General features: G+C 60.6%; 24 protein-coding genes. 13 read left to right on the forward strand and 11 right to left on the reverse strand.

What is annotated here, in order from left to right; translation table 11 throughout:
* Window position 1: 1 nt before the first annotated feature.
* A complete protein-coding gene (locus SA339_11430) occupies window positions 2-508 on the forward strand; it encodes an SMC-Scp complex subunit ScpB (protein MDW5563829.1) in 507 nt (168 codons plus the stop codon).
* Window positions 509-510: 2 nt separating this feature from the next.
* Here SA339_11430 and SA339_11435 read toward each other — a convergent pair whose 3' ends face one another.
* The gene (locus SA339_11435; GenBank protein ID MDW5563830.1) at window positions 511-2,310 is read right to left on the reverse strand and encodes a cation:proton antiporter; all 1,800 of its coding nucleotides are present in this window, start codon (window positions 2,308-2,310) and stop codon (window positions 511-513) included.
* A 153-nt stretch (window positions 2,311-2,463) separates the two neighbouring features.
* Between SA339_11435 and SA339_11440 the strand changes: the two genes are divergently transcribed.
* From SA339_11440 to glmM, 7 genes are all read left to right on the forward strand, one after another.
* Entirely contained in the window at window positions 2,464-2,679 is a 216-nt protein-coding gene (locus SA339_11440; GenBank protein ID MDW5563831.1) for an LSM domain-containing protein, read from the forward strand.
* A gap of 34 nt (window positions 2,680-2,713) precedes the next feature.
* A complete protein-coding gene (locus SA339_11445; protein ID MDW5563832.1) occupies window positions 2,714-3,682 on the forward strand; it encodes an NDP-sugar synthase in 969 nt (322 codons plus the stop codon).
* Window positions 3,683-3,757: 75 nt separating this feature from the next.
* Entirely contained in the window at window positions 3,758-5,416 is a 1,659-nt protein-coding gene (locus SA339_11450) for an ABC transporter permease subunit (GenBank protein MDW5563833.1), read from the forward strand.
* Between the two features lie 48 nt (window positions 5,417-5,464).
* Window positions 5,465-6,514: an ABC transporter ATP-binding protein gene (locus SA339_11455; GenBank protein ID MDW5563834.1), complete on the forward strand. Its 1,050-nt coding sequence runs from the start codon at window positions 5,465-5,467 to the stop codon at window positions 6,512-6,514.
* Entirely contained in the window at window positions 6,514-7,599 is a 1,086-nt protein-coding gene (locus SA339_11460) for an ABC transporter ATP-binding protein (protein MDW5563835.1), read from the forward strand. The genes SA339_11455 and SA339_11460 overlap by 1 nt, the downstream gene beginning before the upstream one ends.
* Complete coding sequence (locus tag SA339_11465; protein ID MDW5563836.1) at window positions 7,592-8,278, forward strand: DUF47 family protein; 687 nt, start codon at window positions 7,592-7,594, stop codon at window positions 8,276-8,278. Before SA339_11460 ends, SA339_11465 begins: the two co-directional genes overlap by 8 nt.
* A gap of 1 nt (window position 8,279) precedes the next feature.
* A complete protein-coding gene (gene glmM, locus SA339_11470) occupies window positions 8,280-9,632 on the forward strand; it encodes a phosphoglucosamine mutase (protein ID MDW5563837.1) in 1,353 nt (450 codons plus the stop codon).
* 14 nt (window positions 9,633-9,646) lie between these two features.
* Here glmM and speB read toward each other — a convergent pair whose 3' ends face one another.
* From speB to mtnA, 5 genes are all read right to left on the reverse strand, one after another.
* Window positions 9,647-10,549, reverse strand: coding sequence for an agmatinase (gene speB / locus SA339_11475; GenBank protein MDW5563838.1), 903 nt, complete (start codon window positions 10,547-10,549; stop codon window positions 9,647-9,649).
* A 13-nt stretch (window positions 10,550-10,562) separates the two neighbouring features.
* Entirely contained in the window at window positions 10,563-10,946 is a 384-nt protein-coding gene (locus tag SA339_11480; GenBank protein ID MDW5563839.1) for a translation initiation factor IF-5A, read from the reverse strand.
* Between the two features lie 114 nt (window positions 10,947-11,060).
* A complete protein-coding gene (locus tag SA339_11485; protein MDW5563840.1) occupies window positions 11,061-12,212 on the reverse strand; it encodes a ribosomal biogenesis protein in 1,152 nt (383 codons plus the stop codon).
* Entirely contained in the window at window positions 12,212-12,835 is a 624-nt protein-coding gene (locus SA339_11490) for a class II aldolase/adducin family protein (protein ID MDW5563841.1), read from the reverse strand. The genes SA339_11485 and SA339_11490 overlap by 1 nt, the downstream gene beginning before the upstream one ends.
* On the reverse strand, window positions 12,832-13,857 hold the full coding sequence (mtnA, locus tag SA339_11495) for an S-methyl-5-thioribose-1-phosphate isomerase (GenBank protein ID MDW5563842.1): 1,026 nt from the start codon (window positions 13,855-13,857) through the stop codon (window positions 12,832-12,834). The genes SA339_11490 and mtnA overlap by 4 nt, the downstream gene beginning before the upstream one ends.
* 121 nt (window positions 13,858-13,978) lie before the next feature.
* On the opposite strand from mtnA, the gene SA339_11500 reads away from it, so the two are divergent.
* Window positions 13,979-14,728: an ArsR family transcriptional regulator gene (locus SA339_11500; protein ID MDW5563843.1), complete on the forward strand. Its 750-nt coding sequence runs from the start codon at window positions 13,979-13,981 to the stop codon at window positions 14,726-14,728.
* On the opposite strand, the gene SA339_11505 is transcribed toward SA339_11500, so the two are convergent.
* The 3 genes from SA339_11505 to SA339_11515 form a co-directional block, all read right to left on the reverse strand.
* Entirely contained in the window at window positions 14,725-15,831 is a 1,107-nt protein-coding gene (locus SA339_11505) for a radical SAM protein (GenBank protein ID MDW5563844.1), read from the reverse strand. The two genes, SA339_11500 and SA339_11505, sit on opposite strands and share 4 nt — an antisense overlap.
* An 87-nt stretch (window positions 15,832-15,918) precedes the next feature.
* Window positions 15,919-16,962, reverse strand: a complete 1,044-nt coding sequence (locus SA339_11510; protein ID MDW5563845.1) for an EamA family transporter — start codon at window positions 16,960-16,962, stop codon at window positions 15,919-15,921.
* Window positions 16,963-17,017: 55 nt separating this feature from the next.
* Window positions 17,018-17,269 carry a hypothetical protein gene (locus tag SA339_11515; protein ID MDW5563846.1) on the reverse strand — a complete coding sequence of 84 codons (252 nt, stop codon included), beginning with the start codon at window positions 17,267-17,269 and terminating at the stop codon, window positions 17,018-17,020.
* A 181-nt stretch (window positions 17,270-17,450) separates the two neighbouring features.
* Here SA339_11515 and thiM point away from each other — a divergent pair, with 181 nt between their 5' ends.
* From thiM to SA339_11535, 4 genes are all read left to right on the forward strand, one after another.
* Window positions 17,451-18,275 (forward strand): hydroxyethylthiazole kinase, encoded by an 825-nt coding sequence (gene thiM / locus SA339_11520; protein MDW5563847.1) that lies wholly within the window; start codon window positions 17,451-17,453, stop codon window positions 18,273-18,275.
* A gap of 474 nt (window positions 18,276-18,749) precedes the next feature.
* Window positions 18,750-19,676: a cysteine synthase A gene (gene cysK / locus SA339_11525; GenBank protein ID MDW5563848.1), complete on the forward strand. Its 927-nt coding sequence runs from the start codon at window positions 18,750-18,752 to the stop codon at window positions 19,674-19,676.
* Window positions 19,677-19,862: 186 nt separating this feature from the next.
* Window positions 19,863-21,158, forward strand: a complete 1,296-nt coding sequence (locus tag SA339_11530; protein MDW5563849.1) for an O-acetylhomoserine aminocarboxypropyltransferase/cysteine synthase family protein — start codon at window positions 19,863-19,865, stop codon at window positions 21,156-21,158.
* 4 nt (window positions 21,159-21,162) lie between these two features.
* Entirely contained in the window at window positions 21,163-22,632 is a 1,470-nt protein-coding gene (locus SA339_11535; GenBank protein MDW5563850.1) for a homoserine O-acetyltransferase, read from the forward strand.
* 39 nt (window positions 22,633-22,671) lie between these two features.
* On the opposite strand, the gene SA339_11540 is transcribed toward SA339_11535, so the two are convergent.
* Window positions 22,672-23,652, reverse strand: coding sequence for a hypothetical protein (locus tag SA339_11540; protein MDW5563851.1), 981 nt, complete (start codon window positions 23,650-23,652; stop codon window positions 22,672-22,674).
* Between the two features lie 102 nt (window positions 23,653-23,754).
* Window positions 23,755-24,396: a thiamine phosphate synthase gene (gene thiE / locus SA339_11545; protein ID MDW5563852.1), complete on the reverse strand. Its 642-nt coding sequence runs from the start codon at window positions 24,394-24,396 to the stop codon at window positions 23,755-23,757.
* Window positions 24,397-24,434: the final 38 nt, after the last annotated feature.

Here is a 24,434-nt window from a genome sequence, read left to right on the forward strand (position 1 = left end):
GGTGGACCTCGATCCCGTCCGCATCGTGGAGGCGGTCCTTTTCTCCTCCTCCACACCAGTAAAGGTCTCCGAGATCGAGGTCCAGACCCAGCTTACCGGGGCGGTCGTTCGCCGGGCGCTGAAGAAGCTCGAGGAGGAGTACGACAGCCGGGGGTCGGCCATGCAGGTGGCCAAGACCGGAGTGGGATACTCGTTCATCGTCCGCGAGGAGTACCGTCCGTTCGGCAGGCAGTTCTCTCCCAAGGAGGTCCCGGACGAGGTCCTCCGCACCGCGGCCATGATAGCCTATCATCAGCCGATCATGCAGAGCGATCTTGCCCGTTCGCTCGGCGGAAGGGTCTATGACGACGTCCGGACGCTGCACCAGCTCGGACTGGTCACCGCCAAGAAGAAGGGGCAGACACTCGTCCTGACGACCACTAAGCGGTTCTGCGAGTACTTCGGAATCGACGGCACGAGCAAGACCGCGGTCAGACGATGGATGGAGGAGAAGGCCCACGGGCCGTAGTCTCATTCCTCGCAGTACTTGCTCTCCGCCGGCGAGTCCTCATCATCATCGAGGAGGACCATTTTAGCCACGAAGGCCGAGGACGCTCGGTTGAACGCCGGACGAAGCACTCCCCATGACAGGGCCGATAGCGACACCACCACCCCTAACAGGGCGAGGACCGCGAAGAGGTCCAGGGCCCCGACCGGGGGGAGAAAGGGGACCAAGAGGAGGAGCAGGACCGCGATCATGAACAGTTGGCCGACGTTGCGGAAGATGCGGTAGATGCGCATACGGCCGGAGATGGAATGCCTCCCGCCCTCAGAGACGTTGATCATGATGATGAAGGCGATCAGCCGCAGGCGGGCCACGATGTTCACCACCACCGGGGAGATGAGGACCACGGTGATCATGAACAGCAGGAGGGCGGGCAGCAGGTGGAGTTCCCCGGCCAGGGGGGCGATGAGGTCGTTCACCGGAGAGATCAGGTTGAGCCCGATGAGGATGGAGATGATGAAGATCAGGTCCACGAAGACAAGCAGCAGCTGCTGGCGGACCTCCAGACGGAACTCCGGGGAGATGCTCATCTTCCGGCGCACCTCGGCCCGCACCCGTTCCATGCGGCGCACGATCTCATGGGCCCAGGAGGGAGCGGCTCGGGACGTCCGGTCGTAAATCCGAGGCCCAGACCGGGAGAGCAGGGGGAGTACGATCATGGTGATGAGGGCTGCCCCGATGACCGTAGAGTATAAGCCGAGATCCAGGATGCCGGCGCTGAGTCCAAGGGTGGCTATGATGAACCCGAACTCACCCATCGCCACCATGCTGGTGGCGAGGTAGAATGAGGACCGTAGGTCCATGGTCGTCAGGTAGGAGGCGAACAGGATGGTGGAGAACTTCCCCACGATGAATACGGTGGCGATACCTAGGCACAGCAGGATGTTGTCCAACACCAGGCCCACGTCGATGCGCATTCCGATGGCGATGAAGAAGATGGCGATGAACACCTCCTTCATCGGCTCGATCCTCCGACGGATGAGGTTGTTGCAGGTGGACTCGGAGACGATGAGCCCAGCGAGGAAGGCCCCTATCGCCACCGACAATCCGATGTAGCCGGAGATGAAGGCCATGACGAAGCACAGGGCCAGGGAGACGATGAGGACTGTCTCCTTGGAGTAGTTCCTTCGCAGCCAATCGAGGCCCCGGGGGAGGACCATGAGTCCCACCAGGATGCTGAGTCCCATGAAGGCGATGATTTCCAGGATGATCCAATACTCCGTGCCCGGGGCGGCCACGGTGCCGGTGGCGAGGGGGGAGGCGAGGGTTAGGATGACGATCTGCCCTATGTCCTCGAACACCATGATGGACATCAGGGCGCGGGACAGGTCGCGGTCGATGTGGCCGTTCTCCTTGGCCACCAGGAGCACGGCGGCAGTGCTGGCGCCCGAGATGATGGCCCCCAGGAACACCGCCTGGACCTCTTCCAGGCCGATGATCAGTCCGAAGTAGTATCCGAGGATGACCATGAGGGTCATCTCGATGGACACGATGAGGAACGCCGAAGGCCCGGTGTGGCGCAACCCCCTGAGGTTGAGCTCGATGCCGATGAAGAACATCAACAGGATGACGCCGATGGTGGAGAAGATCGAAAGGGTGGATTGGTCCATGGCCACTCCCGGCACCACCACCGAGCCGAGGAGGACCCCCCCGGCAAGGTACCCTATGACCGTGGGCATCTTCAACTTCCCGAACAGGATGCTGAGCAGACCTGCTGAACCTAGGATCAGCGCGATGTCAAGGATGAGCCGAGTCTCCGTGTCCATAGCCGCAGCGATTTCAACTGTATCGAACGATTTAATGCATTCTATATACCAGCCCACAAAACTGAAGTGCCGTTCTGCGATCCGCTTGGCCCCGCCCTCCCCTTACGGAAAGCTTAAATTACGTCCCTACAATCCCAAGGCAAGTGATTATTTATGGTGATGCCGCTCGCGCTGCTCGAGAAGTCGATGGACCACCGGATCTCTCTTCTGCTCAAGGACACCAGGGTCCTGGAGGGAAAGCTGGTCGGCTACGATGATTACATGAACATGGTCCTGGAGGATACCGAGGAGCGTACCTCCGAGCAGACCAGACGCTTGGGGGTCGTGGTACTGCGCGGCAACAATGTCGTGAGCATCTCCCCGCTGTGAACCGTGCCTAGGTTTCTGCAGTAGTCGAGCGGACATGAAAGCCCTGATCCTGGCCGGAGGCCTGGGCACCCGTCTCAGGCCCCTGACCTACGGGATGCCCAAGCCGCTAGTACCTCTCCTAGGTAAGCCGCTGGTTAGCCACATAATCGATCCGCTGCCCGCTGAGGTCGACACCGTCATCCTCGCCGTCTCCTACATGCGTGACGCCCTGGACGCGTACTTCAGCACCCATGATGTGGGCCGCAAGATCGTCCTGGTCAACGAGGAGCAACCCCTCGGCACAGGCGGGGCCATCAAGAACGTCTCCCACTATCTCGATGATACCTTCATCGCTTTCAACGGCGACGTGGTGTGCTCCATCGACCTCAACGACATGCTCCGATACCACCGCTCCCATGGAGGCATTGGAACGATGTCCCTGTGGCAGGTCGAGGACCCCTCGGCCTTCGGGGTCGTGGGGAGGGACATGCGTGGGCGAATCACCACCTTCCAGGAGAAGCCGAAGAGGGAGGAAGCCATCTCCAACTCGATCAACGCCGGTGTGTACATATTCGAGCGGGAGATCCTCGACCAGATCCCGTCGGGCGTGGTGTCGATGGAGCGGGAGGTCTTTCCTAAGGTGCTCGACAAGGGTCTCTACGGCTACGAGTTCAAGGGCCACTGGATCGACTGCGGGACGCGGGAGAACATCCTCGCCGCCCAGCGGACCCTGCTCGACCTGGGCGGGGGAAGGATCTCGCCCGACCTCATCAAGGAGGAGGAGGCTGCGGTGATCGGAGCCAACACGGTCCTCCGCGCTCACCTCCGAGGGTGCCGGATCGGTCCCCATGTGTACATCGAGGACGATGTTCTCATATCCCGGGGCGCCGAGGTATCGGAGAGCATGGTGCTCCGAGGGGCGCTGGTGGAGGAGGGAGCCAAGGTCCAGAACAGCATAATCGGCCCCGATTGCGTGGTGGCCAGGGATGAAGTGGTCAGGGACCAGGTCCTGGCCAGGCAGTGACGGTGCCCCAAACCTCTCCCAGTAGTTATTTATCGCACCAGTCTTTACGGTGGTAAAGGCCTGCAGGGTTAAGCAATGAAGCGACGGGATCAATTCCTAGAGTTCATTAACCACAAGGGGTTCCGCAAGGGCTGGAACGCCTTCATCATCGCTTTTTTCCTCCTCTTCATCGTCCTGCCCACGGTCTACGTCGTTACCTATGCCTTCACCGATTGGGATGCCATCAGCCTCACCGTTCTGAGCAACCCGGAGACCATGGGTATGATCCAGGACGCCATTATCGCGTCCTTCGCCATCGCCACCATCGTCACGATCATCGACTTCCTCGCCGGCCTCCCTGTAGCGTGGATGCTGGTACGCAAGAACTTCAGGGGAAAGGAGTTGCTGGATACGTTGATAGATATGCCTTTGGCGGTACCCACTGCCGCCTTGGGCTTCTCCGCAGCGATCTTCTGGGTCGTGAACCCAAACCCTCCCCCCTTCTCCCTTTCTATCATCTCCTCCCCCTTCATCCTGATCATCTTGCTGCACATCGTGTTCTCCTATCCCTATATGGTCCGCTCCCTGTCGGCCATCCTGGAGGAGATCGACGAGACCTACGAGACCGCTGGCCGGACGCTGGGGGCGAGCCGGCTGACCGCTGCCCGCACGGTAACCCTGCCGCTTTTCCGGGCTGGCCTGGCGACCGGTGTGATCCTGTGCTTCTCCCGCAGCATGAGCGAGACCGGGGGGACCATGATCGCCCTGAGCACGATGTCCCGCATGGGCGTCACCGCGGCCAGCGACTTCGCCACCGGGCCCACGCTTATCGGGGATTGGAAGACTCTGTCCCTAACCGACCCCAGCTACACTCCGGCCCTGGCCTTCGTAAGCATCCTGCTCATCATCCTGGCCCTGATCCTGCTGGTGGTGCTCAAGCTTCTCATCATGAAGTTCCACATCCCCCTGCGCAAGGTGTGGCCGATGCCGGAGAAGATGCTCAGCCGAGGCATCTTTCCCAAGCTTAAGGACGGGGGGGCCCTCTTCTTCCTGGCCCTGTTCGTCCTGGTGCCGTCCTTCTTCATCTTCACCTACGTGCTGTTCTCGACGCCTCAGGCCGCCGAGTGGGGGCAGTTCTTCTCCGCGCTGGGATACTCTTTCCTGCTGGCCGGCATCGTCACGGTTATTGACATCGCCATGGGCATCCCCTTCGCGCTCTACATCTCCAAGCATCCTGACCGGAAGTCGTCACACATCCTCGATGTACTGGTCAATGTTCCCCTGATCGTTCCCACCGCCGCCCTGGGCATATCGCTCAGCCTATTCTGGAGCGCGGCGGGGGTGCTCAGCGGGGCTCAGTTCGTCATCCTCATCCTGGCCCACGTAGCGTTCACCTATCCTCTGGTCGTGAGGAACGTGGCCGGGGCGGTGGAGGAGATCGACCCGTCCTTCGAGGAGACGGCCAGGACCTTGGGCGCAAACCCCATGCAGTCGTTCCGCCGGGTGCTCTATCCCCTAATCAAGGGTTCCATCCTTGCTGGAGCCATCATGGCCTTCACCCGCAGCCTCGGAGAGACCGGCGCCACCCAGGCCATCCTGGGCAATAACGCCCAGACCGCCCCCGTGTTCATCGTTTCCCTGGTTAAGAGCAACGCGTTCTTCCAGGCCGGACTGGCGTGCATCATTCTGATCGTCGTCTCCTACATCTTCATGCTCATGCTCCGCTACATCACCAAGAGGAAGGAGGCGATCTGAACGCCCAGCATCGCCCTTCAGGAGATCAGCAAGCGGTATGATGATGTGGTGGCCGCCGATGACCTCGATCTCACGGTGAACAACGGCGAGTACCTGTGCCTCCTGGGGCCCACCGGAGCGGGCAAGACGACCGCCCTGAGGATCATCGCTGGGCTTACCAAGCCGGACTCCGGGCAGGTGCTCTTCGACGACCGTGACATCACCAGGCTGGAGCCGGAGGAGCGGAACGCCGTGCTGCTGTCCCAGACCTACTCCCTGTTCCCGACCATGACTGTGGCCGAGAACATCCTGTTCGGACCGAGCATCAGGAAGATGCCCGAGGAGGAGAAGAAGCAGACTCTGGTCGAGCTGCTGGACCTCGTGCGTCTTACTAAAAGGGCCGATTCGTACCCCCGCGAGCTGTCTGGAGGAATGCAGCAGCGGAACGCTCTGGCCAGGGCCCTGGCCACGAGCCCGGACGTGCTTCTACTGGACGAGCCACTGAGGGCCCTGGACGCCCGCCTGAGAATCGATCTCCGGTACGAGCTCCGGTCCATGGCCAAGAGCCTCGGCCTCACCGTCATCCATGTCACCCATGACCAGGAAGAAGCCATGGTCATGGCTGACCGCATCGCCGTCATCAGGGACGGGCGCATCGTCCAGATCGGCACCCCCCGGGAGGTGTTCGACAGTCCCGCCACCCCCTTCGTCGCCAACTTCGTGGGACAGTCCAACTTCTTCACCGGGTCGATCCTGTGTTCCGGCCATGGGCGAACGACGACGGTGCACGACGAGGAGGGCCGCATAGTGTTCGCCCGCCCATGCACCCTGCCGGTCGACTCCAAGGTAGTGGTGGCGATCAAGATCGGCAACACCAGGGTGGTGAAGAAGAGCGACGCGTTCCTTACCGGGACGGTGGAGAGGACGCTGTTCGAGGGCCGCATAGTGCATCTGGACGTCGGCATACCGGGGCTGGAAAGGTTCTCGGTGAAGCTGCCGGCCTCCCGCCGGGATCAGGTGACGGTGGGGGATGAGATCGGCCTCAATTGGGGGGTGCAGAAGGCCTCGGTCTTCCCGTACCCCGAGGGCGGACTGGACAATGAGCTGAGGGTGGACTGATGCCGGAGGTGGAGCTGAAGGGGATCATGAAGCGGTTCGGAAAAGTGACTGCCTCCCGGGACATCGACCTAAAGATCGCCGATGGCGAGTACGTGACCATCCTAGGGCCATCTGGCTGCGGAAAAACCACCCTGATCCGGATGATCGCCGGGATCATCGAGCCCACCGAGGGCAAGGTGCTCATCGGGGGGAGGGACATGGAAGGAGTGCCCATCGAGGAGAGGGACATCGGGTATGTGTTCCAGAACATAGCCCTGTTCCCTCACCTCAACGCTCTGGGGAACGTCGCCTACGGCCCCATTGTCAGGGGCATGGATGAGAAGGAGGCACAGGACATACCCCGCCGCTATCTGGAGCTGGTGAAGCTACTGGACCGCATGTCCATGTTCCCCGGCGAGCTTTCGGGCGGGGAGCAGCAGAAGGTGTCACTGGCCCGCGCTCTGGCCTCGGGGGCCAAACTTCTGTTGCTGGACGAGCCGCTTTCTGCCCTCGACGCCAGGGTGCGCATGGACCTCCGCTACGAGCTGAGGCGCATAACCAAGGACCTTGGGCTGACGGTGATCCATGTCACCCATGACCAGGAGGAGGCTATGACCGTGTCCGACCGTATCGTCCTGATGCGCAACGGCCGGATCGTGGAGACGAACACCCCCGAGATGCTCTATCTCGCCCCCAAGGACCTCTTCACCGCCAACTTCGTCGGGGAGACGAACCTGCTGGAGGGAGTAGTCAAAGAGGTGCTGGAAGACCGTACCCTGGTCGAGCTGAGGGACGGGACGGTGGTGGAGGCTAGGCCCTCGGACTTCGGTAGCGGCGACGCGGTCGTGTTATCGATACGCCCGGAAAGAGTGCACCCCGCCACCGAAGGTCTTCGCTCGGTGGTGAAGGGCATATCGTTCATGGGTACATACATCCGAATATCGGTGGAAACAGAGAGCGAGGACCGGTTGACCTTCGATGTCAGTACATCCGAGGACCGAGATTATAATATAGGCGACCGCGTGGACCTTATCTGGAGCAAGAGGTCCGGAATACTTTACCCCAGACCGCCCGAGGGCGTGCAAGAGGCGATAAAGCTTGAGTGAAAGGAAATCATTATTGGAGTGGTTCGGAAAGCGCCGCGAGTCGGTGGTCATGAGTGGGATACGCGATCATGTTCGCGCGGTGGGGGATGCGGCCTCTGAGCTGAACAAGGCGGTGACCGCCCTGTGCGGCTCGGACCCCATCAAGGCCATGGACGCCCTTAACCGCATGTTACTCTCCGAGCAGGAGGCGGACAGCGTCGAAGAGCGGATAAGCATGGAACTGAGCAAGGGGGACATGGAGCCCAAAGAACGCGAGGACCTTATGCGCCTGGTCCGTCGCATGGACTTCATCGCCGACTGGTCCAAGGAGGCGGGGATGAATCTCCAGCTTATCCTGGAAGCGAAGGTGAAGGTCCCGGTCACCCTATGGTCCCACTACCATGAAATGACAATCGAACTGGAGCGGGCGGCCAAGGAGCTCAGGGCCAGCATCGAGAATCTAGGTATAAACGAGCAGATGGCGGAGAAGCACTCCCGGGAGGTGGAGCGGCTCGAGCATGTGCTGGACGAGCTATACTTTGTCACCAAGAAGGAGATACTGTTCTCGGACATCGACCCTCGGGCGGTATTCCTCCTGAGAGACATGCTCCACGGCATCGAGAACGCCGCGGACTCGTGCAAGGACGTCGCTGACATTATACACATCCTAATTACTTCCGAGGCGCACAAAGTTCGGTGATATGATGGCGGAGAGGCTTTTTGGTACTAACGGGGTCCGGGGTGTGATCAGCAAGGACATGAACGTCCAGCTGGCCATGGACCTGGGGAAGGCGATAGGGACGTTCATGGGCGGTCGGGTGGCCATCGGGAACGACTCCCGCACCTCCGCAACGATGATTAAGAGCGCGGTGTCCGCCGGCGTCATGTGCGCCGGGGCGGAGGTACTGGATCTCGGTCTGGTCCCGACCCCTGTGGTCCAGCACTACGTCAAGAACAACGGGCTCACGGGCGGCATCATGATCACTGCCTCCCACAACCCCCCTGAGTTCAACGGGATCAAGTGTGTGGACGCCGACGGCACGGAGATGCCGCGGTTCAAGGAGGAGGAGATCGAGCGCCTGTACTTCACCAAGAGCTTCAGCAGCATGGACTGGAAGGGCGTGGGGAGCATGCGCCAGGCAACGGGCGCTATCGACGGCTATCTGGCCTCGGTCAAGCGGCTGGTGGACGCCGACGCTATCCGGGGGGCCGGGCTCACGGTGGTCCTGGACTGCGCCAACGGTGCCGGTTCGGTTTCCACGCCAAAGCTGCTGGACGACCTCAACGTGAGGGCGATCACCCTCAACTGCAATCCCCAGGGAACCTTCCCGGGGCACCCCTCCGAACCGGTGGAGGCCCATCTCAAGGACCTCATCGCTATGGTGAAGGACACCGGGGCGGACATGGGTATCGCCCATGACGGGGACGCCGATCGGACCATCTTTGTGGATGATAAGGGCCGATACATGTACGGGGACAAGTCCCTCGCCATAACCGCTGAGGCCATGGTAAGAGCGAACGGAGGGGGGACCGTCGTCACTCCGGTCTCATCGTCCATGGCAGTAGAGGACGTCGTCCGCCGGGCCGGCGGCAAGGTGATATACACCCGCGTCGGAGCGCCGGTGGTGGCAAGGAAGATGATCGAGGTCGGTGCGCTGTTCGGCGGCGAGGAGAACGGCGGGTTGATCTTCCCTCAGCACCAGCACTGCCGGGACGGAGCGATGACCGTGGCCAAGATGCTGGAGATCGTGGCCTCCGACGGGCCCCTGTCCAAGCTGGTCGACCGCATCCCCCACTACTCGCAGGACAAGCGCAAGATGGAGTGCCCGGACGACCGCAAGGAGAAGGTGCTGGCGGCGCTGGTCGAGCATTACGCCGCGCAGCGGGTGGACACCACCGACGGTGTGAAGATTTGCTACGATGACGGCTGGACCCTAGTCCGGCCGTCGGGCACCGAGCCGCTGTTCAGAGTGTACTCCGAGGCCAGGAGCGCGGAGGATGCTCGCAAGCGCTCCGACGACTGCGAGAAGGTCCTCTGCGACCTGATCGGGTAGAAAAACGAAGCCGGTCAGCGCTTCCAGAAGGGACGCGGGCCGGTTGATTCTTTTTCCTTTTCCACGCGGCGGTACTTCCAGGCCACGGCCACCGCTTCCTGGGCCATCCGGGCGGCGAGGGCTGCGGTATTGCCTTTATCGTAGGGTGGGGAAACTTCGACCACGTCAAAGCCCGCCAGGCGGGGACCGAGCATGTTGATGCACTTCTTCACGTCGAACGAGGTCAGTCCGAACGGCTCGGCCATGGCCGCCGCAGGCGCGAACGCTGGGTCCAGGCCATCGACGTCCAGACTCAGGTAGATCTTGTCCTTCTTGATGATGTTGAGGGCCCGCTTGAACGCCTTCTCCACGCCCTCCTGGGCGATGGTGAAGGAATCGATGTATTCTGGCAGGTTGCCCTCAGTATGCTCCTCCTTAGATATGGAGCGCACCCCGAAGGCCAGGACATTGTCCTTGCCCAGGCGCTCCGCGACCCTTCGGACCACCGTGTCATGGCAGTACCTTTGTCCCATCCCCACATCATTGTAGTTGAGGTGGGCATCGATAAAGATGACCCCGACATCCTCGAAGGACTCGATAGTGGGGATGCTGATGGTGTGCTCTCCGCCCAAAATTAGGGGGAACTTGCCATCGGCCACTATGCCCTTGACCGCCTGCTTGGTGCCCTCTACCATCTCATCGACGGTAGCGTAGTCGGGTAGGTTGCCTAGGTCGTGCACGCCCACCTCTGTCAAGTCAAGCCCATGCTCCAGCATGTAGCTCTCAGAATGATAGGACGCCTCGCGTATCGCGGTGGGGGCGGACCGCGCTCCCGGGCGGAAGGCCGTGGTCAGGTCGAACGGAACGCCCAGTACGACGAACTTGGAGGCCGGATATGGCGTGTCCGCGCCCAGGAAGGTTATTCCTGGAGAGGGCATTGTGGTGACCTGCTCAGACCTTGGTGATCTTTCTCTTGCCCATCGCGACCATGTAGAGGACCTCGTCACCGGGGTTGATCTGGCCCCTGAGCTCCTCATCGATGGGCAGGGAGAACTGCTCGAAGGTCTCCAGGTCCATCATCTGGGCCTCGTCCCCGGCTATGGCCAGGATCTGCCCCTTGCGCTTGTCGATCATGGGCACCTGGACCTTGTGCTTCACCGGGTGGACGACGCTGCGCTTCTTACCGTCATAGAGCCCAACAGCATCGATCCGGCTCTTGGCCTCGCCGTGCTTGCCGGGCTTGGAAGTGTCGATGGAGAGAATCTTGCAGGGTTCTTCATCAATAAGCATGTAGCGTCCTACCTTGAGTTCCCTGACCTCGGCCTGAGTCCACATATATATCAATTGGAGGGAAATCGCCCCCTGTTTAAATAATTTGCTTCATCCAACGCCCGTATGGAGGGTCATCAGCGGTACGGTAGGCCAGTGACGGTCAGCGGGACACTGCCCTCACCGCCCCCCTTTCTTCCCGGCCCAACGCTGCTGCGGCCGTCCCTGGCGGGGCGGCCCATGGTACTGGCCCTTGGGTCGGTAGTCGGTTCGGGGCCGCTGCTCCTTCTTGGGAGGCTCGGGGTACTTGCGCATGACCTCCTCGACCCGCTTGGCGATGTCCTCGTTCAGCCGATCCCCGATGAACTCACCTTTGAAATAGTCGACCTTGGAGGCGATGGCCAGCTTGCCACCCATCGTCCGCGAAATATTGCCTCTTTGCCAATAGGGGGCCCTGTGGACGGTGGGATGCTGGAAGATGACCCCGTGCTTGGGTGGCCGCTTGCCCTGGCGGAGATGGGCGAACAAGGCCTTCTCCGCACCCAGCAGCTGCACCGTCCCCGCGGGCATGCGGGACAGCCGCTTCAGCCCTCCGGCGATGGAGATGAGCCTCGCTCCCAGGCTGGCCCCGACGATGGAGGTGATGTTGGGGGCCGCCTCCTCCATGCGCTCGGCGATGTACGCTTCCAGCCTGGCCTTCTCCTCGTAAAGCTGGATGAGGGAGTTCGCGAAGCCCCTCACGACCTCTAGGTCCTTCTCCTCCAGCTCCGAACCCACCGATTCCAGCTGCAGGTCCAGGGCATCCTGGATGACCTCCCGCGAGCCCTTCTCGGCGATGAGCCGAGCGTAACGTTCCTCCCGGGCATAGTCCGCGAGTTCAGGGAAGTGTAAGCCATACCATTCATGCAGCCGCTCGCTGGTGAGATTGATCATCTCAATGGTGTCGTCAAGTGCGCGCACGGCCTGGACGATGAAGCGGTCGGCAGGGAGGGGTTCCCTGGTCCGCAGCTTTCCCAGCTCGACCATGACCTTCTGCATTAGCTGCGGGGAGAACCCGTAATCCTCCGGCCGGATGAAAGCGGAGTCCACGAACTCTGGCTTTCCCAGGGGGGACAGCCGGGGCTCGGCGACTCGCATCCTTTTTTGGGCCATGGCTGCCTCCTCGGGCAGCACTTCGCCCTTCTGGACGAGGGCGAGCTTGGTGGCGATGGCCTTGGGGTCTTTCTCGAAGAGGGTGTGGCGTATCACCTTCTGCTTCTCTTTGTCCACCAGGAAGACGCCGAACCACTTTGTAACCAGGATCATCCGGACCGGGACTCCTTGTCTGTTCATCAATGTTTGGATAGCATCCTGGATACCTCCTCCTCAGGAAGGTCTTCCAGGTCGCCCAGGGACTCGCAGCGCAGCTGCAGGGAGGCGATGTACTCCATCGTCTCCATCCTTCCGAAGGCGTCCATGACATCCCTGCCCACCGCCAGGGCGCCATGGCTCTCCAGCAGGCAGGAGTTGGCCGTGCCGAGCTGGGTCACGATGTTCTGGGCCAACTCCTCGCTCCCGGGAGTGGCGTAGGCGATCATGGGCACGAAGTTGCCCAGGACCAGGACGCCCTCCGGAGTTATGGCCGGACGGAGCGTGCGATGGAGGAGGGCGAGCACGGTGCACGACGGTGGGTGGAGGTGAATAACCGCCCCTACCTCCGGCCGGGAGCGGTAGATCCCGGTGTGGAAAGGGGTCTCCATCGACGGCCTCCCCTTCTCTGCCTTCCCGGTCTCGATACTCACCCTGATCATCTGCTCCGGTGCTAGGAGACCTTTTATGGTGCCCGACGGGGTGATGAGCGCGGTGCTCTCGTCCAAACGGAGGCTTAGGTTCCCTCCGGCCCCGAAGGTCAACCGACGTTCGTAGGCCAGGCGGGCTATGGACGCGAGGTCTCGGCGGCCCTGCTCCTCGTTCAGAGATCCCCCTCCTCGGCGAACTTCTCCTTACGCACCCGGCCGATCTCAGCGGGTCGCAGCACCCCGACCTCGGTGATGAACCCGGTCACGTACTTCGCCCGAGTCATGTCGAAGGAGGGGTTGAGGGCCGGGGACCCTTCCGGGGCCAGCCTTTCTTTGCCAATGTGGGTGACCTCATCGGCCGAGCGGTCCTCGATGACGATATTGTCCCCGCTGGGGATGGAGAAGTCGAAGGTGGAGATGGGAGCGGCGACATAGAACGGCACCCCCAGCTCGTGGCACATGACCGCCTTGTCGAAGGTGCCGATCTTGTTGGCGAAGTCCCCGTTGGAGGCGATGCGGTCGGCGCCCACTATGACCATGTTGACGTCCTTACGCAGGAAATGACCTGCGGCACCGTCGACGATGATGGAGTGGGGGATACCCTCGTTGTACAGCTCCCAGGCGGTTAGGCGCATGCCCTGCAGGCGCGGCCTTGTCTCCGACACGTACACGTAGATATGCCGTCCCTCGGTCCACGCCGTCCTGATCGGGGCCAGAGCAGTACCGATGTCGACCGTGGCCAGGGCCCCTGCGTTGCAGTGGGTCATGATGTTCATCTCGTCCTCGATCAGCTCAGCGCCGTACTTGCCGATGAGGCGGCAGCGCTCCACCACCTGGTCGGCATAGGCGTCGGCGGCCTGCACCGGGTCATCCCCCAGCTCCAGCGAGCTGAGCATATGGTCCACCGCGTAGAACAGGTCAAAGGCGGTGGGTCGTGTTCCCTTGAGCTCCTCGGCGGCCTTCTGAACATCGAACTCATTCCTGGCGGCCAGGGCCATTCCGTAGGCCGCGGCGGCGCCGATGGAGGGGGCCCCCCTCACGGTCATGTTGCGGATGGCCTCCGCGACCTCGTGATGGTCGGCCATGTCGATGATCTTGAACTTCTGGGGGATCAGGCGCTGGTCGATCATCCGGACCATGCCGTCCTCGAACCAGACCGCCCTCGTCTCGATGCTATCCTTGCCTATCAGCACCCTCATGGTAATGCCCGCTGTGTCATTCCCAACAGATATACTAAGATGTTGGCTTGATACTTTAACGCCGTTAAGCGAACATTCGAAGGGAATTAATAGGCACTGCGCCATTATTCCATCGAAGCCGATGAAGAAGAGCTCCGCTCTTGATGTGTACTCCACCAGCTCCGGGTTGAAGCAGATCTCTAACCCGGTACGGCAGAAGATATTGAGCGAACTGCAGAGGCGGGACCTCAGTCTATCGGAGATCGCCCAGCTCACCGGCAAAGCCCAGTCGACGCTGTCCGTCCACCTCGACAAGATGGTCAAGGAAGGGCTGGTGGCGTCCAGGGACGACCCCTCGGACAATCGCCGCAAGATTTTCTATCTGGTCTCCAAGCCGGTGGGATCTTCGGTGGTTCCGCGCGAGGACCTCAGCCGGTCGGTCACCAGCATAATCGATAAGAGCATTGGCTCGCCCACCCGATTCATCAAGGGCGAGCTCAGGGCGCTGGTCATCGGGGTGGAGGCCATCGGTCTTAACATGGACCCCGTGCTCAAGGATATCGGCCGCCAGATAGGGCTGGCCATGGCCCGGCACATGAAGTCCAATGACGTTAAAGGGCTGGTCGACGAGGTCAAGGAGTTCTACGCCCGCCATGATCTCGGAGATGTGAACGTGTACTCACTGGTGCCCCTGACCCTCATCGTCAAGGACGATTATGACATGTCCGACGCGCCGGACGTGGGGAAGACACTATGCATCCTCAACGAAGGGATCATGGAATCGATCTTCGATTCCCGGACCGGGGTGCCGTTGAGAGTGACTCAATCAGAGTGCTTCGGCACCAAGAGCAACTTCTGCAAGTTCGTTCTCGAGCCAGCCTTGTACGACTAATACGGCAGGACCGGCCGCCTTGTCCCCGCGCCGCGGGGGCAGATGGGGTCCTTGAGATAGGAGCCTCCGCCGAAGTAGAAGGCGTTGGCCCGGCATCCCCAGCAGAGCTCGCGGTCACAGGAGCCGCACACCACATCGTCGGAGTACTTCCTGAAGGCGGTGAAGAACAGCGAGGAGGAGGCATTGGAAGCGATCTCCTCGAGCGAGTACTCGCGTACCGAGCCAAGGTTCCGGCGCAGGGAGTAGCAGGATGATACCCTCCCGTCCAGGGAGATGAACATGGTGGTCCCGCAGTATTCGCGGGGAAAGTCCTGGCAGCCCATATCCCGCCCGGCCAGGAACAGCTGGTCGCGATGGCGGTAGGCCTCCGCCACGTCCTCCGGGCGGGGGAGCAGAGGATACAGCTTTCCAGTCTCGTCCACCGGTTTGAGGGACATCAGGCAGGTCCTCACGCCGTACCCATGATACAGCTGGCTCATTGTCCTCTTGATATCTTCGACATCCTGGGCGGCGGTCATCATTAGCAGGTTGCCGATCTCCTGGGGAGGCTTGCCCATCTCCTCTAGCAGTTCGATGCCCTTCAGCGTGTCCCGAGTGGTGCGAGGGTTGTAGGATGATCGCATCGCCACCAGCACCTCGGGGTCCAGGGAATCTAGATGCACCATGATGTACCCGTCCCGGGTCAGGTCGATGGCCCACTTAGCCTGCCCGATGTCGTTCAACCTCGCCCCGCAGGTCCACAGGTTGTTGGTCATCCCATTGTACCGGGCAGTCTGGAGGAGTTCCCTCCAGTCCGGCCTCTCCATGGGGTCCCCGCCCATCCAGTCGATCTGTTTTATGCCAATATTGGCCGCCTGGCGCAGGATGCCCTTGATCTCCCTGGAGGACAGCGGCTCACCGGTCGGACCGCCGCTTTTTGCATAGCAATACGTGCAATCGGCAGAGCACTCCGCGGTGCATTCGATCTGCAACCGGAACGGGGCCATCCGGTAGAAGTAGGACGACTGTTGCCTGGTGGACGGTGAGTCCCCGGCGAACATCGCGTCCAAGGCTTGGTCGGCATCAGGCAGTCTGAACACGCTCCCGCTAGGTAGGACGGCCAACACAGACGGCCGCTTAATAACCTTTGGGGTGAACTTTAGGGCACCCCCGATGCTAATCCAGATTGCCCCAGTGCCTGACGATGGATCTCAATGCTGATGATGCTCCCCGTCCCGTGAGTGCTCGTGCTCGTGGAGGACCGCTTCGTGCACGTGCTCGTGGCTATGGGGGCCGGTGATCTCTGGGTGGTGAGCATGCGAATGTTCGTTGCCGTGCTCGTGGACATGCTCGTGCACCACTCGGGAGTGCCAGTGGAGGTGGGTGTGCCTCTCTGTCAGCAGCAGGTAGGCGCCCAAGGCCATCAGGGCCCCGGCCGGTACAATGACAAGGTTGGGCATCTCCTGCAGCAGGACCACTGCGGCCACCGCGCCGATGAACGGTCCCAGAGCGAAGAATGCTCCCGTCCTTGCCGGGCCTAGAGATCCGAGGGCCAGGATAAAGAGGACAAGGCTCACACCGTAGCTCAGGGAGCCCAACAGGAGGGCGGCCAGTATCTCTGGTCCTAGGGCAGGGGCCTGCCCCAGGAGGAAGGACATAGATAGGGAGGCGGTCCCCGCCACCAGGCCCTTGAGCATCGCGATTCGCTGCGGGCCAGTGCTGGCGATCTTGCTCGTAAGGTTATTATCCAGTCCCCATAGAGCCATGGCCATGACGATCAGGGCGGCCCCGAAAATCGAGGTCTCCCCGCCCCCGGTGTCCAAGGCCAGCAGGACCCCTGCCGCAGTCATCACGACCAGGGCGGCCCACGTTCGCCTGCCCACCGCCTCCTTGAACGCCAACCAGGCTATCAGCGCGGTAGCCACCCCCTCCAGGTTGAGGAGGAGAGAGGACGCGATGCCCGTCACCGACGCGATGCCCGTCATCAGCAGGATGGGAGCGATGACCCCTCCGCAGATGATGGAGCCGGCAAGATAGGGAAGCTCTGACCGCTTCAGCACGGTCTCCTTCTCGTTCCTCCCCAACGGCGATACTCTTAGGAGAACCAGTCCTAGGAAGGCCCCGAGGTACAGCAGTCCGGCCAGGGCCACTGGGCCAATATCGGAAACCAGAAGCTTGGCCACCGGGGCGCTGATACCGAACAGGGCGGCGGATAGAATGATGTAAACGAACGGCCTCAGCCTACTGGGGATCAAGGTTACTCCCCTCCTCTTCGAAGGCCCGACCGACCCTCTCGGCGGCACGCGGCGATCACCCCTTGATCATGACCCCGGCGGTCACCCTGCCCACCTCTTCAAAGATGAGGCGATCGTCCTCATGGACGGTGAACCCGTACCTGGCCGCTCGGGACAGATCTTCGGTTCGGCGCCCCCGGCCGTCGACCAATAGGATGGTGAACTTGGCTCGAGGATGCTCGCAGATGAGCTTCTTCAGATCATCTCTCAGGCCGTCGAACTCACTCCTGGTCATCCCGCCGTGCATGGGCGGACTCTTCCTGTTCATGTCGGCATCCCCAAGGTGAGATAACGTCTACCGCCTCATGAAACTGTGGTCTGGTCGACCGGGAGCAAAGGGGGCTTCATAGGCCGTATCGATGGCGATGCTGTTTTGCGATCGGGGCGGGATTAAGAGATAAATAGAAACGAACGATCTCAACCCGGCCGTTCGAATCCTTCTCACAGGGATGTCGGGCCGGACAAGGATCTCCATGGACGCTAGCACATTATCGGAACTGTTAGGCCGCCTCAGGGAGAAGCGGCCGCTGGTGCATCACATCACCAACTACGTGACGGTCAACGATTGCGCAAACATCACCCTGTTCATCGGTGCCGCTCCGGTAATGGCCGAGGCCAAGGAGGAGGTCGCCGACATGGTCTCATTGGCCGGTGCGCTGGTTCTCAATATAGGCACGCTTCGGAGGGAGCAGGTGGACTTCATGGTCATCGCCGGGAACAAGGCCAATGAGCTGGGCATACCTGTCGTCCTGGACCCGGTAGGGGCTGGCGCCACCAGATATCGTACCGAGGTCGCCGCCAAGCTGCTGCAGCAGGTCCATATAGCAATCATCAAGGGCAATGGGGGTGAGATTGGGACCATGGCCGGAACGGGAGGAAAGGTCCGAGGGGTAGACTCGGAAGGGATAAGCGGCGATCCGACGGAGGTCTCCCGCGCTCTCGCAGAAATGACCGGCGCGGTCGTGGTCATGAGCGGGGCGACCGATATCGTCACTGACGGCAAGCGGACGGTCCTGATTGATAATGGGCATGAGATGATGGGCCGCATATCGGGAACGGGCTGCATGGCCTCCTCACTGGTGGGAGCATTCGCAACGACCTCTGATGACCATTTGGCTACCTCTGCGGCTGCCCTGGTGGCCTTTGGCATAGCCGGGGAACGTGCGGCTAGGAAAGCCTCCGGCCCGTTCGCGTTCAAGGTTGCGCTCATGGATGAGGTGGCTGCCCTTACTCCTGCTGATCTTAAGAACGGAGCACGGGTCGCGATAAAATGAATTAACACAGGGGCGCCTGCCAGATGCCCTCTCCGGCCGGTCACTCCCTGCTCTTTCAAAGCTGCGCACAGAATATCAGCGGGCCTTCTTGATTATTCACAATAGAATCGGAAGCATACCTATCTTTAAATAAATTAACAATTGTTACAGGATTATCCGGTGAACGATGACCTGATAGTCTTGCCGGAGAGAAGGTATCAGCTTGAACGAAAATGAAGAACGAACGGGCCCGATAGCATCGGGCGAAGTTGCCGCCATATCGGTCGTGGAAGAGTCTCACGGCCACTCGGGGCGGACACATTTAGCGGGGACGCGGGAGGCTACCGAGATAGCGGGTACGGAAGCCTTCGGATGTATGCGTTCGACCATGGTTTTCTCAATAGGCCCAATGTGATTGCCGACCCATCGGCCAGTCATAGTGCATGCTAATGTTAAATTCACATAGATGACAAAATGATGGAAAGGTGATGAGCAATGAAATACAACAACATACTGGAAACGATCGGAAAGACCCCCTTGGTACGACTGAACAAGATCCCGGAAAAGGACTCCGCGGAAGTGTATGTGAAGTTGGAATCTTTCAATCCCATGAGGTCGGTCAAGGACCGTATCGCCCTGGCGATGATCGAAACAGCCGAGCAGGAAGGGAAGCTGAGCCCGGGCACGGAGATAGTGCTGGTTGAGCCGACATCCGGCAACACCGGCATCGGTCTAGCGATGGTATGTGCGGTCAAGGGCTACCGCCTGGTGCTCACCATGCCTGAGAGCATGTCCATAGAGAGGCGGAGGCTGTTGAAGGCGCTAGGCGCGGAGCTAGTGCTAACTCCCAAGGCATTGGGGATGACCGGGGCTGTCGATAAGGCGAAGGCCATACACTCGGAGAGGCTCCACTCCTTCCTCCCTCAGCAGTTCGATAACCCTGCCAATCCCGAGATCCACTATAAGACCACAGGCCCCGAGATCCTCCAAGATGTGCCGGACCTCGACGCCTTCGTGGCCGGGGTAGGTACTGGTGGAACGATCACCGGGGTAGGACGGAGGCTTCGTGAATCAGAGAGCAAGGCCCTGCTCGTGGCCGTTGAACCAGCGGCATCGCCCGTTCTGTCAGGCGGCAAGCCAGGCCCCCATACTATCCAGGGCATCGGCGCTGGCTTCGTACCGAGGGTGCTCGACCTGGACCTGGTCAATAGGATCGTTCAGGTAAAGGATGAGGATGCTAAGGTCACATCCCGTAAGCTCGCCACGAAGGAGGGGATCTTCGTAGGGACCTCTTCCGGTGCGGCGGTGTACGCCGCTCTGGAGCTGGCTAAGGAGCTAGGTAAAGGCAAGAAGGTCGTGACGTTAGCTCCTGACTTCGGTGAGAGGTACCTCAGCACCGACCTGTTCCCGGAGGAAGGCTGAACAGGGCCCGATATCTCGGGCTCTCTCCTTGTAGCCGTTCGGGCAGTACAACAGGGTTATCGATGAACCATCTTCAGCGATAGCTCCCCTCGTAGGCTGCAGCAATGACCGCTATCTGACGATCCAAAAAAGCGCAACACGGAACGAACGACCAACAGAACAAATGAACAACGCAGAGGAATGAAAATGAGCAAGAACCAAAGACGATTAGGAACCTTGGCCGTCCATGCGGGACAGGTTCCAGACCCCGTTACTGGATGTAGGACGGTACCTTTGTACCAGACCAGCTCGTATGTTTTCAAGAACACCGAGCACGCTGCCAACCTATTTGGGCTGAAGGAGCTGGGCAACATCTATACCCGCCTCATGAACCCCACCACCGATGTGTTCGAGAGACGCATCGCCGCCATCGAGGGCGGCACCGCTGGCTTGGCCACCGCTTCCGGACAAGCGGCGATCACCTATGCGCTTCTCGCCATAACCCGACCGGGGGATGAGATCCTGTCGGCGGACAACCTGTATGGAGGGACCTTTGAGCTGCTCCACTACACCTTCCCCAAGTTCGGGCGGCATGTGAATTTCGTGAGCTCGGGAGACATCGAAGCATTCCGTAAGGGGATCAACGAAAAGACCAAGGCCATCTACCTGGAATCGATCGGGAACCCCAAGCTGGACACACCCGACTTCGAAGCCATCACCAAGATAGCCCATGATGCTGGCATCCCGGTGGTCGTGGATAACACTACTGGCGTAGGTCTGGTCGCTCCGATCGACCACGGTGCTGACATCGTGGTGGCCTCGGCCACCAAGTACATCGGAGGTCACGGGACCTCCATCGGTGGTGTGATCGTTGACTCCGGGAAGTTCAAGTGGAATAACGGTAAGTTCCCTGAGTTCACCGAACCTGACCCCAGTTACCATGGGCTGGTCTACTGGGACGCCTTCGGCAACTTCCCAGGCCTGGGGAACGTGGCCTTGGCGTTCAAGATCCGGGTCCAGTTGCTGCGGGACACAGGAGCCACCATCTCGCCGTTCAATTCTTGGCTGCTCATCCAGGGCTTGGAGACCCTCCACCTGAGGGTTCAGAGACACTCCGAGAATGCCCTGGCCGTGGCCAAGTTCTTGGAGCACCACCCCAAGGTCGCCTGGGTCAACTATCCAGGTCTCCATGATAACCAGAACCACCAACTTGCATCGAGGTACCTGCAGGGAGGTTACGGCCCCCTCGTAGGCTTTGGGGTGAAGGGAGGGGCGGAGGCCAGCAAGAAGGTGATCGAGACGGTCAAGCTTGCCTCCCATCTGGCCAACATCGGGGATACCAAGACCCTGATCATCCATCCGGCGTCCACCACCCATCAGCAGCTGACGCTCGAGGAGCAGAAGTCCACTGGCGTCACCCCGGACTACATTCGGCTGGCGGTGGGCATCGAGGATGTGGTGGACATAATAGCTGACCTCGATCAGGCACTGAACGGGGTGTGAAAACATGGAACATGGCCTGGGGATCGTGGAGACGAAGTACGTCGACCTCCCCGGCCCCCTTAAGTTGGAGGGCGGGGGCACGCTCTTCCCCTTGCGGATAGCCTACGAGACCTATGGGCGTCTGAACAGGGAGAAGAGCAATGCCATTCTCATCTGCCACGCCCTTTCTGGGGATGCCCATGCCGCCGGGTATCACAACGGAGAGTCCAAACCTGGATGGTGGGACATCGCCATTGGGCCTGGCAAGGGCTTTGACACCAACAAGTACTTCATCATCTGCTCGAACGTCATAGGGGGGTGCAGGGGAAGTACGGGCCCCTCTTCCCTCGACCCTGCCACCGGGGGGCCCTATGGGACCACCTTCCCGGTCATTACCATCAGGGACATGGTCAATGCCCAAAAAATGCTGTTGGAACATCTGGGAATAACCACCCTACTGGCCGTTGCCGGAGGGTCGATGGGTGGGATGCAGGTCCTGCAATGGGCGATATCCTACCCCGAGGCCTTGAAGAGAGCGGTGGTCATGGCCAGCACCGCCTGCTCGACCCCCCAGCAGATTGCGTTCAATGCGGTTGGGCGGCGGGCCATCACCTCTGATCCAGCTTGGAACGGGGGCAATTACTATGGAGGAGAGCCCCCGTCGAGAGGGTTGGCTCTCGCTCGCATGGTCGGGCACATAACCTATCTAAGTGACGACTCCATGCTGAGCAAGTTCGGGCGCCAGCTGAAGGACAAGGATCGGGTCGGGTTCGACTTCACCACCGACTTCCAGGTAGAGAGCTACCTTTACCACCAAGGGGACAACTTCATAAAAAGGTTCGACCCCAACACCTACCTCTACGTCACCAAGGCCATAGATTACTTCGACCTCACAGTGGATAGGTCTTTAATCACCGGTCTGTCCGGTGTGAAGGCCAAGGTCCTGGTGGTCGGGATATCGTCCGACTGGCTGTATCCTGTCTACCAATCCCAGGAGATAGTATCGGCCTTGTCCGCGAACAACGTCAAGGTTCTCTACAGCGAGATACGCTCGTCCTATGGCCATGATGCCTTCCTCATTGAGGGCGGGCAGGTAAACTACATTTTGAAGAGTTTCTTCAATCACATCTCATCCGGGGACGTGATGGTGTCGCCGGTCAGGACCATAAGCGAGGACACCACCATAGAGGTGGCCGCCGAGCTCATGATACATCTGGAGGTCAACCATCTGCCGGTGGTGTCCGCGGACGGAAAGATCAATGGGATGGTCACATCCTGGGACATAGCCAAGGCGGTAGCCCGGCGTCTCACCGACCTGCGAGAGATAATCACCTCGCCCGCCATTACAACCACTGCCGATGAGCCCATCGAGGATGCCATCTCCAAGATGGAGAGGCACCGCATCTCCGCCCTCCCGGTCATCGATGCCCAGGAGAATGTCATAGGGTTGGTGACGCACGAGGCCATGGGTGGCCTCATGGGCCGGTGCAAGTAGTCCTCGTCTCGATTGGACGATCGAGGCAGGGAATTCAGCCTATTCTACACGGTAGGCTTCGACCTCTTTCACCTTCATCGGCTCAGCCTCCAGCGTGCCGCCTCCGAACACTGACGAGACCTTCAGCTGTACCTTCTTGCCTCCATGATCACAATAACGGGCGACCATGGAAGCTACCGTCTCCAGGCTCTCCATTCCCTCGTTCTCGAGTATCCCCACCGGCCCGGGTATGGAGACCGGGGAGAGCACGGCATACTGGTCGGAGGCAAAGGTCAATAGGTGGATGTTCTCGTCGCGATCCCTCCCTATGATCACCTTGTGACCGTCCACGCGGAAGTGGCGGCCGATCTTGAGGAGGTTAACGTCCTTCAAGGTAAGCTCGTTCACCCCGTGCTCCAGGAAATCCTTCAGCCGAGCCGCGAAACGGCGGTCGGTGAGCATGCATCCACCTGCCGGACATGGGTAGTCGAAGGCGTCGCTGACCTTTACTATGGGCCCTCCTTTCCTCCTCTGGCCGGAAGCGCTCTTGAGCGCCTTTCGATCCACCCATCCCATTCTCTCCGCTTCCGTCTCGGGAAGCAAACCAGCGCTGAGCGGCCGGAGCACCTTCCCCTCAAGCCCTGCCTCTCTCTCGATGAATTCGATGATCTTCCAGTGCTGGCTCAACGGTTTCTGCCCGATCGCCTCGTCGGTGAAGATGAAGTCGGCCCCCTCCTCATCGGCGATGACCTTTGCCTTCCTGAGGAGGTAGATCCGGCAGTCGATGCACGGATTCATGCCCGAACCCCTCCCGAACTTCGGCTCCCGGACGATATCCAGATAATCATGGCAGTTCGGAACGGCGATAAGCTTGAGACCCATTCGGCTTGCCAGGTCGGAGGTGCTGTTGCTCTCCCCGGACACACGTCGGTTGAAGGGCGAAATGAACCTAAGGACGATGACCTTGATCCCCTGGTCCATAACCATCCTTACCGCCAGGGAGGAGTCCGCATCCCCCGAGAGCAAGCCAAGAGCGAGCATAACAATCGTTCCAATGTCTTCCTTCGTATAAGTGTTGGTATATAGAACTTCTAACCATCGGCCCTTATTTTTTCGGGACTTTCAGCCTCTGCCACATGCATCTCAGTGGACCCGGCGCCCCTTGACATCGGTCACCAGGGACCTCAGCTCCCGGGCCGCCACCTCGATATCTGGCTGGGACACCACCGCAGAGATGACGGCCACGCCATCCGCTCCCGACTCGATGACCTCGGTCACGTTGGAACGGTCTATCCCCCCTATTCCTATTACCGGTATGGCGGCTGCCTCCTTGATCGCCCTTAGGACCTTTAGGCCGTGTCCGGGACCGGCGTCGCCCTTAGACCGGGTTTCGAACAGTGGACTGACCGCGATATAGTCCGCCCCGTCCCGCTCCGCCTTGACGGCTTCGTCCACCGAACTGACAGAGACTCCGATGGTCAGATGGGGAGCAATGGCTCTGGCCACTATTGCCGGAAGATCGTCCTGTCCAAGGTGTACGCCGTCCGCCCCGGCCGCGAGGGCGATGTCCAACCGGTCGTTGATGACGAAAAGTCTTCCCGCTCCCTGGACCTCCTTTCCCATTTGGACCGCTAGATGGTAGAGCTCCGCCGAGGTGAGGTTCTTGTCCCGCAGCTGGATCACGTCCGCTCCCCCGGCCACCGCTTGGCGGGCCACCTCGAGATGCCCCCGCCCTAGCGACAGGCCGCGGTCCGTCACCACATAGAGAGAAAGCTCAAGTGCCATCCAGAACGACCTCCGATGCGACCACGGCCGCAGCAATG

The organism is Methanomassiliicoccus sp., assembly GCA_033485155.1.
Classification (GTDB): Archaea; Thermoplasmatota; Thermoplasmata; order Methanomassiliicoccales; family Methanomassiliicoccaceae; genus UBA6.